This window comes from Longimicrobium sp. (assembly GCF_048594345.1).
In the GTDB taxonomy this organism is placed as follows: Bacteria; Gemmatimonadota; Gemmatimonadetes; order Longimicrobiales; family Longimicrobiaceae; genus Longimicrobium.
Window position 1 is genome coordinate 38249 of the sequence record NZ_JBMDXM010000242.1, and the last position, 12079, is coordinate 50327.

The 12079-nt window shown below is 70.3% G+C and carries 9 protein-coding genes; 4 read left to right on the top strand and 5 right to left on the bottom strand.

What is annotated here, in order from left to right; translation table 11 throughout:
* Positions 1-313 precede the first annotated feature (313 nt).
* A complete protein-coding gene (locus tag ACOJUJ_RS25300) occupies positions 314-2149 on the top strand; it encodes an AMP-dependent synthetase/ligase (protein ID WP_420129712.1) in 1836 nt (611 codons plus the stop codon).
* A gap of 165 nt (positions 2150-2314) precedes the next feature.
* Here ACOJUJ_RS25300 and ACOJUJ_RS25305 read toward each other — a convergent pair whose 3' ends face one another.
* From ACOJUJ_RS25305 to ACOJUJ_RS25315, 3 genes are all read right to left on the bottom strand, one after another.
* Positions 2315-2761, bottom strand: a complete 447-nt coding sequence (locus tag ACOJUJ_RS25305) for a nuclear transport factor 2 family protein (protein ID WP_420129713.1) — start codon at positions 2759-2761, stop codon at positions 2315-2317.
* Between the two features lie 96 nt (positions 2762-2857).
* Positions 2858-3112, bottom strand: coding sequence for a protease inhibitor I9 family protein (locus ACOJUJ_RS25310; protein ID WP_420129714.1), 255 nt, complete (start codon positions 3110-3112; stop codon positions 2858-2860).
* A complete protein-coding gene (locus ACOJUJ_RS25315) occupies positions 3109-4200 on the bottom strand; it encodes a thiamine pyrophosphate-dependent dehydrogenase E1 component subunit alpha (RefSeq protein ID WP_420129715.1) in 1092 nt (363 codons plus the stop codon). Before ACOJUJ_RS25315 ends, ACOJUJ_RS25310 begins: the two co-directional genes overlap by 4 nt.
* A gap of 289 nt (positions 4201-4489) precedes the next feature.
* Here ACOJUJ_RS25315 and ACOJUJ_RS25320 point away from each other — a divergent pair, with 289 nt between their 5' ends.
* From ACOJUJ_RS25320 to ACOJUJ_RS25330, 3 genes are all read left to right on the top strand, one after another.
* Positions 4490-5707 carry a glycosyltransferase gene (locus tag ACOJUJ_RS25320; protein ID WP_420129716.1) on the top strand — a complete coding sequence of 406 codons (1218 nt, stop codon included), beginning with the start codon at positions 4490-4492 and terminating at the stop codon, positions 5705-5707.
* A 171-nt stretch (positions 5708-5878) separates the two neighbouring features.
* Complete coding sequence (locus tag ACOJUJ_RS25325) at positions 5879-6667, top strand: SGNH/GDSL hydrolase family protein (protein ID WP_420129717.1); 789 nt, start codon at positions 5879-5881, stop codon at positions 6665-6667.
* A 414-nt stretch (positions 6668-7081) separates the two neighbouring features.
* A complete protein-coding gene (locus ACOJUJ_RS25330; protein WP_420129718.1) occupies positions 7082-7801 on the top strand; it encodes a hypothetical protein in 720 nt (239 codons plus the stop codon).
* 610 nt (positions 7802-8411) lie between these two features.
* On the opposite strand, the gene ACOJUJ_RS25335 is transcribed toward ACOJUJ_RS25330, so the two are convergent.
* Positions 8412-9968, bottom strand: a complete 1557-nt coding sequence (locus ACOJUJ_RS25335; protein ID WP_420129719.1) for a glycoside hydrolase family 10 protein — start codon at positions 9966-9968, stop codon at positions 8412-8414.
* Positions 9969-10250: 282 nt separating this feature from the next.
* The gene (locus ACOJUJ_RS25340) at positions 10251-12062 is read right to left on the bottom strand and encodes a glycoside hydrolase family 3 protein (RefSeq protein ID WP_420129720.1); all 1812 of its coding nucleotides are present in this window, start codon (positions 12060-12062) and stop codon (positions 10251-10253) included.
* Positions 12063-12079 lie beyond the last annotated feature (17 nt).

The window sequence follows — 12079 nt, forward strand, 5'->3', positions numbered from 1 at the left end:
GGGGCTGGGCTTGGCGCGACCCGACAAAGATCCTTCGGTCGCGCGCAGGCGTTTGTGGTTACGGACCTGACGGGTGTGCGCTCCCTCAGGATGACGGTGCGCCTCCCGGGCAGGTGAGGTTTGGCAGAACCGTCTCACGAAAGCAACGCGGCGTGTAGCGGATCCGGTGGAACGCTCCGGATCGAACGTCCGTGCGGTGTCTTGTTTCGGCTTGCGGGGCGGGGTAGCTTCGCTGGATGCCTGCACGCGTTTCGCAGCGTGCTTGCGTGCCGGAATCCGGAAATCACCCGATCCCAAGCGGGACTCAGCCGCCATGCAGAACACGCTCGATCCGCTGCTCCCCGTGGAGCGCGACACCATCCCCAAGATCTTCTTTGGCGGCCTGGACCGGTACGACCGGGCCGAGGCCATGCAGTACCCCACGGGCGACGGCGTATGGGCGTGCCTTTCCACCACGCAGATCGAGCGGCGGGTGACGGCGGTGGCGGCGGCGCTGGACGCGGCGGGGATCGTGGCCGGCGACCGCGTGGCCATCCTTTCCGAGAACCGGCCGGAGTGGGCCATCACCGACTACGCTTCCGTGGGCCAGGGGATCATCGACGTCCCCCTGTATCCCACCCTTCCCGCCAACCAGGTGGAGTACATCCTGCGCGACTGCGAGGCGAAGATCGTGTTCGTCTCCACCTCTGCCCAGGCCGCCAAGATCGCGGAGATCCGCGACAACCTGCCGGAGCTTCGGCACGTGATCGTGTTCGACGGCACGGTTTCGCCCGGGACGACGACGTTCGAGTCGTTCGTGGCGGACGGGCAGCGGGCGGTGGACGAGGGGCGGTTCACCGGCTTTCGCGCCCGCGCGCTGGCCGTGCCGCGCGACCAGGTGGCCACGCTCATCTACACGTCGGGCACCACGGGCAACCCCAAGGGGGTCATGCTCACGCACTGGAACCTGGCCAGCAACGTGGCCGGCGCGCTGCAGCACGGGCTGAGCGATGTCATCAAAACGGGCGACACCACCCTCTCGTTCCTTCCGCTGTCGCACGTGTTCGAGCGGATGGTGGACTACCTGTACTGGGACATCGGCGCCTGCACCGCGTACGCCGAATCCATCGACAAGGTGGCCGACAACCTGGTGCAGGTGCGGCCGATGATCGCCGTCTCCGTCCCCCGCCTGTTCGAAAAGATCTACTCGCGCGTGGTGGGCGTGACGGGCGGAAAGAAGATGATCGTGGGCTGGGCGCGCGGGGTGGGCGAGGCGGTGGCGGACGCAAAGCTGGCGGGGCACACCCCGGGCGGCTCGCTGAAGCTTCGGTACTCCCTGGCGGACAAGCTGGTCTTTGGCAAGCTGCGGGAGAAGACGGGCGGGCGGATGCGCAACTTTGTTTCCGGCGGCGCGCCGCTGTCGCCGGACGTGGCCAAGTTCTTTTTCGCCGCCGGGCTGCCGGTGTTCGAAGGATACGGGCTGACGGAGACGTCGCCGGTGATCGCGGTGAACAAGCCGGACGCGGTAAAGCTGGGGACGGTGGGCAAGCCCATCCCCGGCGTGGAGGTGCGCATCGACCCGCAGTCGGGCGAGATCCTTACGCGCGGGCCGCACGTGATGAAGGGCTACTGGCGCAACGACGAGGCGACGCGCGAGATAATCGACGCCGAAGGCTGGTTTCACACCGGCGACATCGGCGAGCTTACGCCGGATGGCTTTCTGCGCATCACCGACCGGCTTAAGAACATCATCGTGACGGCGGGCGGCAAGAACGTGGCGCCGCAGCCCATGGAGAACGCGGTTGTGATGTCGCCGTTCGTGTCGCAGGCGGTCATCATCGGCGACCGGCGGCCGTTTCCCAGCGTCCTGGTGGTGCCCGAGTGGGAGAACCTGCTCCCCTGGGCCGCGTCGCACGGCATCACCGAGACGGACCGCGACAAGCTGGCCGCCGATCCGCGCATCGTGGAGCACATGACCAGGGAGGCTCTGGGCGGCCTGGACGAGTTCGCCAAGTACGAGCGGCCCAAGAAGGTGGCGGTGATCCCCCAGGAGTTCACCATCGAGTCCGGCATGCTTACGCCCACCCTCAAGATCAAGCGCAAGCTGGTGGAAAAGCACTACGCATCCGTGGTCGAGGCGCTGTACGCGGGGAGCGCGCTTCCGGAGTGAACCCGGCTCGACTCCCAGGTTCGTCAGAGCACGAAACGGAGGAAGGGTACAGAGGGACAGACAAAAGCCAGAGAAACAGAGGAAGACGTTCCCTCTGTTACTCTGGCTTTCTCTGTTCCTCTGTACCCACCAGCCGTCAGGAACTCTGCGGTTCGCCTGGAACTCTCACCCGCGCGGCTTGAGCTCCCAGAGCACGTTGACGATCTGCCAGCGTCCGTCCACGCGGGCCATGTGCATGTAGTCGATCCACCCCGCCATCGTCACGCGCACGCTGGCCACGTTGCCGAACACGTCCAGGATCTGCACGTCGGCTTGGCGCTGCGCCTGGGGGGTGCGGGTGCCGCCCCCGCCACCGGCTGCGCGCGCAAGCTCGTTCGCCGACATCTCGTCCAGCGTCCACGCGCCGTCGCGCTGCATGGAGATGCGCTTGGCCAGCCGCGGATGCAGCGAGCGGCCCATCCGCGCGCCGTCGCCCGTGTACCAGCCCTCCGCATAGTCCAGCGCGGTGGCGCGGATGCCGGCGGAGTCGGCGGCGGTCTGCGCGCGCGCCGGCGCGGCGAACGCGGCGCAGAGCAGCAGCGCCGCGGCAAGGAGAAAGCGCGTCTTCATCATCAGAAAGATCGTGGTGGGGTGGATCGGGGTCACGCCGGATTGGATGCCGCGGGCGCGGCGGAGGTTGGGGCGGGGAGGTTAGCGGGTGATGAGGAGCTACGTCGTCCGCACCACGCCCTCGTGCTCCACGTACTTTACGGCGGGGTGGCGGCGGATGGCGTCGAGCGCGTCGGCCGAAAGGTCTGCTGCGAAGCCCAGCAGCGCGTTGCGGAAGACGTGCTTGGGGACGAAGCCGTGCGCGGCGGCAAGCTCGTCCACCACCGGGTCCGGCACCGTGCCGTCGTGAAAAACGACGATGTAGCCCGGCGCCGCCGCGTCCGGCTTTCCGTGCAGCGGCGCCGGCTGGCTCACGCGTACACGCCCTGCGCGGCGGCTTCGGGCGCGGGCATGGCGTTCTCGCGGCTCCGGATGGCGTCTTCGGCCGCCGCTTCAACCTCGGCGCTCACCCGCGCTTCGATGGCCTCCAGCGCGTCGCGGCCGATCCCCTCTTCCTCCAGCCACGCCTCGTACAGGCCCACGGGATCGCGGCGCCCCCAGCTGGTGAACAGCTCCGCGTCGAACATGCTGCGCGCCTCGCGCTCGTCGTGCGTGGCGTGGCCGCCCATGCGAAAGGTGTCGGCGATCAGCAGCGTGGGGCCGTTGCCGGCGCGCGCGTGGTCCGCGGCCAGCCTGGTGGCCGCGTAGGCATCCAGCACGTTGTTGCCGTCGAAGGTGCCGCCCGCCACGCCGTACATCGCCGGCCAATCCGCAAACGATCCGGCGGCGTGCTGCGAAAGCCGCGTCCCCAGCGCCACCTGGTTGTTCTGGATGATGAAGATCACCGGCAGCCGCAGCACGGCGGCAAAGTTGATCCCCTCGTGGAACGCGGCGGTCTTGGTGGATCCGTCGCCCGTCCACGTCATCCCCACCCGGTCCTGGCCGCGCTGCTTGAACGAGAGCGCGATGCCGCTGATCACCGGCACCACGTCGCCCACGTGGCTGATGGGCGCCAGCACGCCGTGCTCCAGCGCGCCCACGTGCAGGTCGCGGCCCATGGACGGGCTGTCGGCGGTGCCCAGGTAGCTGCGGAAGATGTCGGCCACCGGCATCCCCATCTCGTGGCACGCGCCCGAGTTGCGGATCATGGGTGCCACCACGTCGCGGTCCGGCCCCGTGCGCCGCAACGCGTGCACCGGGCCGACGGTCGTGGCCTCTTCGCCCACGCCCAGCCACGCCTTGCTGATGACGCCGCTCTTGACCCACCGCTTGAGCATGATGTCGTGCAGGCGGTTGCGCAGCAGGCCGGCGTACAGGTCCAGCAGCTGCTCCTCGCCCAGCCCGCGCACCACTTCTTCGCGCTGCGGGTTGGACGTGATGCACTCGCGGCAGGCCTTGACCAGCGCGGGGTCGGCGGACCAGTTGTGGTACTCGGGCGGATCGTAGGCGGCAAAGCGCTTCATGGTCCTGCGGATGGATGGAGCTCGATCGGATTTGGGCGCCGCAGCATACGTCGCGGAGCGGAGAATGGAAAGATGCCGCGGTGCACGGGTCCGCGGTTCGCGGGCGCAGAAAAGGCGCGGAGAACCGGTCTCCACGCCTCGCTCGACATCCCGCGGATCGGTCCCCGCGTGCCCTGTGCCCCGTGACCGACAATATCACCGGGGGGCGGGCTTGCGGCAAGCGCCCGGTGCGGTTGCACACTTGTGCCCGTGTTTCGCCACCGGATCACCCCTTCCCAGGATGTTTCTGATGCGCGTGCTTCTCTCGACAATCGGTTCGCGGGGCGACGTACAGCCGCTGGTGGCGCTGGCGCTGGAGCTGCGGGCGCTGGGCCAGGACGTGCGCCTGTGCGTGCCACCGGACTTTCGCGCGTGGATCGAGGGGCTGGGAATGCCGGTGACGCCCCTTGGCCCCGAGCTGCGTTCCACGGGCAGGGCAGATCCGTCCGCGCCCCGTCCCACGCCGGAGCAGGTGCGGCGCATGATGGAATCCACCGTCGCCGCCCAGTTCGACACCCTCACGGCCGCCGCGCGGGACCGCGACCTGATGGTGGGCGCGACGGCGCTGCAGATCGCCGCGCCGTCCGTGGCGGAGCGGATGGGCATTCCCTACGTCTTTGCCTCGTACTGCCCGTGTCTGCTGCCGTCGCGGCACCACGCGCCGCCGGTGCTGACGATGCTGGGCGACACGCCGGCCGCGCCTGCCCCCGACGTCGGCGCGCTGTGGGAGCTGGATGGGCTGCGCTGGAACGACATGTGGGGCGCCGGCCTCAACGCGCGCCGGGTCCCCCTTGGCCTGGCGCCGGTGGACGACGTGCGTGCCCATGTCCTCACCGCCCGTCCCTGGCTGGCCGCCGACCCCACGCTGGGGCCCTGGCCCGATCCCGCCGACGGCGCCGTTTTCCAGACCGGCGCGTGGATCCTGCCGGACGAGCGGCCCCTGTCCTCCGAACTGGAAGCGTTTCTCGATGCCGGCGAGCCGCCCGTGTACTTCGGCTTCGGCAGCATGCGGGCGCCGGCGGGTCTCAGCCGCGCGATGATCGAATCCGCCCGGGCCCTGGGCCGCCGCGCCATCGTGCTGCGGGGATGGGCCGAACTGTCGTTGACGGACGACGGGCCGGATTGCCTGGCCATTGGCGAGGTGAACCAGCAGGCGCTCTTTCCGCGCGTGGCGGCCGTCGTGCACCATGGCGGCGCGGGAACCACCACCGCGGCCGCGCGCGCCGGCGCGCCCCAGGTCGTGATGCCCCAGTACTACGATCAACCCTACTGGGCGCTGCGCGTGGGCGAATTGGGCATCGGGACGGCGCACGCGCCCGGCGCTCCGACGACTGAATCGTTGCGCGTCGCTCTGGAGCGCGCCCTGCACCCTGACGTGGCGGTACGCGCGCGCACCGTCGCCGCGTCGGTGCGCGCCGACGGCGCCCGCATCGCCGCCGAGCGCCTGGTCGCCGCCGGCGGCGCGTAGCGCGGAGGCCGCGGATCGGCGCGAGCGACGCCGCGGACTCCGGGGTATCCCCGTCCGTGGATCGAATCGGCCGCTCGTCACGCCGTGAAGCCGTTCATCCCCAATCCGGCAGTAATCCCGCCGTGTCCGCGTTCGATGGACGAGTGACATCGACGAACACGGAACCGGGGGATGATGATGCGCATGGTGCTGGCGGGGGTGGCGATGATGGGGATGCTGGCGTGCCGGGGCGGCGGGACGGGGCCGGTGGCGTGCGACGGCGGGGCGGACGGGCCCATGCGCATCCTCTTCATCGGCAACAGCCTGACGTACTTCAACGAGCTGCCGTACATGGTGCAGGCGCTGGCCGACAGCGCGGGTGACGCGCCGCCCGTGTTGCGCGAGGTGGCGCTGCCGGACTTCAGCCTGGAAGACCACTGGAACGACGGCCGCGCGGCGCGGGCCATCCGTGGCGGCTGCTGGAACTACGTGGTGCTGCAGCAGGGCCCCTCGTCGCTGGCGGAGAGCCGCGAGCTGCTGCTGGAGTACGCGGCCCGCTTCGACGGGCTGGTGCGCGAGCAGGGCGGCCGCTCCGCGCTGTTCTCCGTCTGGCCCGCCGCCGCGCGCCGCGCCGACTTTGCCCGTTCGATCGAATCCTACGCGCTGGCGGCGGAGCAGGTGAACGGCGTGATGCTTCCGGCGGCGACGGCGTGGCTGGAGGCGTGGGAGCGCGAGCCGGGCCTGGACCTGTACCAGGACGGCCTGCATCCCACGCCGGCGGGAAGCTACCTGGCCGCGCTGACCATCGCCGCGCGCCTGTCCGGCCACGCGCCGGCGCAGATGCCGGCGGCGCTCACCGTCCGCTCCCCGGACGGTACGCAGACCCTTCGCTTCGATCCCGCCACCGCGGCGACGCTGCAAGCGGCTGCACAGGAGGCGCTGGACCATTATCCGGAACCGTTCAGCCCGCGCGGTCCTTGAGAGGGCGTGTGTCAGACCCGTGCGACAGCGTCAAGCTTCTGAGCTGGTGTGGTGGGGCCCCGGTGTCATCCTGAGGGAGCGCCACACGGAACTTGAATCCGCTCAACCGCTTGCGCGCGACTGAAGGATCTTTGTCGGGTCGCGCCAGGCCCAGCCCTCGGGAGCCGTTCAAGTCCCTCAGTCAAGCAGGGAAGGTCCTTCGTCGGTGCCTGGAAGCAGGCTCCGGTGCGGCGCATCACTCAGGACGTCAACGCGTGTAGACGGTTCCGCGGCATCGTCCGAACCTGTGGCGCAGGGACGCTGAACCCGCCTCTTGCGGCGCGGGTGCTGGCATTCGGGGCGAAATGGATGTACGTTTCTGCACCGGAAGCCTGGTTGGCCACATGGTTCCGCATCCCCCCCACATCACGACCCGTGTTCGACGAGATTTCGCCCGCCGAGATCACCCTGCTCAAGGAGCTGGCGGAGAAGGGCGCGCCCGTTTCCGAGGCGCGCCTGGACGCCGACGCGCTGCGCAGCCTGGGGCTGCGCCGCTACATCAAGCGTCTGAGCGGCTTTTCCATCATCACGCCGGAAGGCCGCAAGGCGCTGCAGGCGCTGCAGCGGGGCCAGACCCCGGCGCCGGCGCCGTCCATCCGCCGCGATCCGTATCCCATGCAGCCGCGCGAGGCCGCGCCCGCCGCGGAGCCGGAGGCGGATCCCACGGTCAACACCACGCAGGAAGACATGCTGCGGCAGCTGGCGCTTTCGGAGCAGCCGGTGCCGTTCGACGACCTGGATGGCCGCGTGGTGCGCGCGCTCGAGGGGCGCGGCCTGCTGCGCAAGGCGGATGGCCTGGTGCTGCTTACGGACGCCGGGCGCGCGTTCTACGAAAGCAAGGTGCGCCGCCGCCGCCGCGCCCGCAGCGGCTGGACCAAGTCCGCCCCGGCGCCGGTGGAGGGCACTGAGGACCGCGGCAGCCGCGCTGAGGCCATCCGCGAAGCCGTTGACGCCCTGCAGCGCGCCGTGGGCGACGCCGACCGCCTGGAGATCGGCGACCTGGACGCCTCGGCCGAGCAGGCGTTCGCCGCGCTGCTGGAGCTGGCCGACCGCATCGAGCAGGGCCAGGACCCGCGCCGCATCAAGCGCCGTTGAGCGTGCCGCCGTGACTCTCGTCGTTCGAAGCCGCCGAACGGCAGTTCGTATGGTTATACCAGATCCGGGAAAACACCTCACCTCACGTCGGACGTCGGGAAACAGAGGTCAGGGTACAGAGGAGCAGACAACAGCCAGAGGAACAGAGGACTGAATGCGGATGACCTCTGTTCCTCTGGCTGTGCTCGGTCCCTCTGTACCTTCCGATGTTGGTTTTCCGGAACTACACGGAGACGCGGATGGCGCGGAGGAGGTGGACGGGCGGGGGGAGCCGACGTGGGACGCCGGACATCCACCCGCTGCCGCCGCTTTACGTACGCGTAAAGACAAGCGCCATCCCGGTCTCCCAGACTTCATCGTCCCCCGGGACCGCCCACTCCTGCCGCACCAGCTCGGCGGAAGACAGGCTCCAGCGTCATCCGCACCTTTACGGAACGTCCATCGCGACCCGGTTCTGTCCCGGCGAGCCGCCGCCGCCAGTCTGGAGCGCCGATGCCAGAGGCAGAACGGAAAGGCGCGGAGAACCGATGAAGTTCTCCGCGCCTCTTCTTTCCTGCGCGGCTCCGCGTGAAACCGCCGTTCCGTTCGCTGCGCGAAGTCCGCGAAACGCCTACGGTGCGGTGGTGGGGCGCAGATACGTGGATTGGCCTTCGATGCCCAGGCGGTCCACGGGCGTGACCACGATCAGGTCCGGGTAGGGCGTATCGACGCCGGCCGTGTCGCCGTATCCCTCCGTCCAGCCGGAGATCACGGTGGTGGTCCAGACGCCGGCGCGGCGCGCGCGGATCACGAACCAGCGCGCCCTTTCCCCGGACTCACGCGGTAGGTTGAGCAGAACGCCGCCCGTGCTTCCGCGCGGATGCAGGACCACGCGCGGGGCGGGGAGCACGGTGCCGCCCAGCCATGGCGTCGCGGGCACCAGCGCCGAAGCGCGGTACGGGCCGCGGAGCAGGCGCTCGTTCAGCGAATCAGGGTTCTGCATGAACGCGCGCATGCTGAAGTGCACGTTCCCCGTGGCGCCGGGAATCCCCCGCGTTACCCAGATCTGGTCGGTGATCTCCTCGGCCCGCCACTCGCGCGGGACCCGGCTGGTAAAGTTGCCGGGCCACATGTGGCGACCGTGCACGTTCTGCTCGGTCCACCAGCGCAGCAGCACGGGGTAGCTCAGGTCCGGGCGCGAGATCGCCCAGTACAGCTGCGGCGTGTAGTAGTCCACCCAACCCTCGCGAATCCACTTGCGCGCGTCGGCGTACAGCTGCTCGTGCTGGTCAAAGCGCGTTCCCTGGCCTTCGGGGTGCCCCGGCCGCCAGATGCCGAACGGGCTGATGCCGAACTTTACCCACGGCTTTTCGCGGTGGATGCCTTCGTACAGCTCGCGGATGAGCGTGTTGACGTTCTCGCGCCGCCAGTCGGAGCGCCCCAGCCGTCCGCCGCCCTCCACGTAGCGCCGCCAGCTGGGCTCGTCGGGAAAGTCGATGGGCTGCCGGGTCGCCGTGTCCGTCTCCGGATACGGATAGAAGTAGTCGTCCAGGTGCACGCCGTCGACGTCGTAGCGGCGCACCACGTCCAGCACCACGGCCAGCGTCTGGGCGCGTACCTCGGGGTCGCCCGGGTCCATCCACAGGTTGCCGCCGTACCGCCGCACCAGGTCCGGCCGCCGCCGCGCGATGTGCGACGCGGCGATCGGCGAGCGGGCGGAGGGGTGCCGCGCGCGGTAGGGGTTGAACCACGCGTGCAGCTCCATCCCGCGCTGGTGCGCCTCTTCGATGGCTGCCCGCAGCGGATCCCACCCGTTGAGGGGGTTGGATGGATCCGGCGCGCGGCCCATCTCACCCGTCAGGTACTCGGACCACGGCTCCAGATCGGAGCGGTAGAGGGCGTCCGCGGCGGGCCGCACCTGCAGGATGATGGCGTTCATCCGCAGGTCCCTGGCGCGGTCCATGATCGCCCGCAGCTCCGCCGCCGCCGAGTCCGCCGGCAGCCCTGGCCGCGACGGCCAGTCGATGTTGTCGACCGTGGCCACCCACACGCCCCGGAACTCCCTCGCCACCGCCGGCATTCCCGTGGAATCCGCCGCCTGCGCCGCCACCGGCCGCGCCGCGGCGAATCCGCCCAGCATCCCCATCCCCACCACAATTCCGCGCCCCGCCGCGCGAACCAATCGCATCCCCATCATCCCATCCTGTCTGGAGTCGCTGCTACCGCACTCACGCGCTTCCGCACGTTTCGCACTTCCCTGTCGTTCCCCACCGCGTTCTGCGGTCTGGGATCGCAAAAGAGAATGCCTCACACGGAGTCAACGGAGTTAACGGAGTTTGTTCTGCGCGGCTCCGCTGGCTTCGCGCAGAATCCACTTTCATCCCTTGCTCTCGCCAGCCTTGTGACCCGGACGAGGCCTGAGGAATCGGCACGTAAAAACTCCGTTGACTCCGTGTGAGGCCTATCTTTTTCAGGGCTGAACGGAACGCCGCAGCCCGTCGCCGCGCGCGAAAAGGGGAGGAATGGAGACGGGAAGCCGCCCGGTGATGGCGGTCTGTCCGGCGAGCGCGCGGGCGGCGGCGCGCTGGGCGACCTCCGCGCCGCCCCAGGCCAGCAGGTACGCCGGCGCCGAGGGGTAAAAGCCGATTACGTACGGGCTGCCAAACGAGACCGCCACCACCCGCCCGTCCTCCGACGAGAGCGCTTCCACGAACGCCGGAAAGCCGCCGCGCGCGCCCACCGTCCCCGCGTGCTCCCGCGGCTGCACGTACGCCGACACCAGCACCACGTCCGCGGAATCGGCCAGGGTGCGGATGCGGGCGTACGTCTCCGGCGGCGTCTGCGGATCCACGCGGAACGATCCCACCGTGAACCCCAGCCGCACCAGCTCCCGGTCGAACCAGCGGCCCGCCGTCAGGTCCGTCGCCTCCGCGTAGGTTACGGAAAGCACGCGCGACCCCGGCGCCAGCGGCACGGTCGCGCGGGTGTCGCGGGCCAGGGTGATGGACCGCTCCGCCACCGTCTGCGCCAGACGCTGGTGCGCCCGCGTGTCCACGTGTTCGTCCACCGCCTCCAGCGGCACCTCGCGCGTGCGGTGCAGGCCGGCGCGCGCCTTGGCCCGCAGCACCGCGCGCACCGCGTCGTCCAGCCGGGATTGGGGGATGCGGCCGGAGCGCACGCCCTCCGCCACCGCGTCCACGGCTTCACGCGCGTCCAGCGGCTGCAGCAGCACGTCCACCCCCGCCTCCAGCGCCAGCAGCAGCGGCTCCGTGCGGCCGTGGCGGCGCACCACCGCGCCCATGTCCATCGCGTCGCTGAAGACGATGCCCCGGAACCCCATCTGGTCCCGCAGCACCCGCCGCACGAACAGCGGGGAGAGCGAGGCGGGGGGCGCGTCCGGCCCTTCCACCCCCTGCACGGAGATGTGCGCCGCCATCATCCCGTCCACCCCCGCGGCGACCGCGGCGCGGAACGGCACCAGTTCCACGCTGTCCAGCCGCGCCCGGTCCGCCCGGATCGCCGCCAGTCCGATGTGCGTGTCGGCTTCGGTGTCGCCGTGCCCGGGAAAGTGCTTGCCGGCACCCATCAGCCCCGCGTCGTGCAGCCCGCCGATGAACGCCGTCGCCAGCCGCGCCACCTGCGCCGGGTCTTCGCCGTAGGATCGCGTGTTGATGATGGGGTTCAGCGGATTGCTGTTCACGTCCAAAACCGGCGCAAAGGTCAGGTGCACCCCCACCGCCCGCGCCTCCCGGCCGATCACCCGCCCCACCTCGCGCGCCAGCGAGTCCGACCCCACGGCGCCCAGCGCCATCGTGGGCGGAAACACGGTCCCGCCTCCCAGCGGCAGCAGGTGCGGCAGAGTGTATCCGCCGCCCAGCCGCATCCCCGGCCCGTTTTCCATGTCCGTCGTCACCAGCAGCGGCACCTTTGCGCGCCGCTGCAGCGCGTTCAGCTTGGCCGCGTAGCTGTGCGGCAGCCCGATGGAGATCACTACCCCGCCGATCCCGTCGCGCTCCACCCACTCCAGCAGCCGGTCCATCTCCGGCGAGTCCGTCGCGACGTACTCCCCGCCCGTCCAGGGAAAAACGATCTGTCCCGCCTTTTCGCGCAGGCTCAGCGACGCCAGCGTCCGCTCCACCCACGCCTCCGCCTCCGCGTCCAGCGGCGCCGTGCCCAGTGCCGTCCGCGGCGCGACCTCCGCCCGCGGATCGGCGGCCGGCGCGGGTGCGGGCTTTGGCGTGGCGGGCGCGCAGGAGGTGGCGAGCGCGAGGAAGGCCGCCAAGGCGGATCGGTGGATGA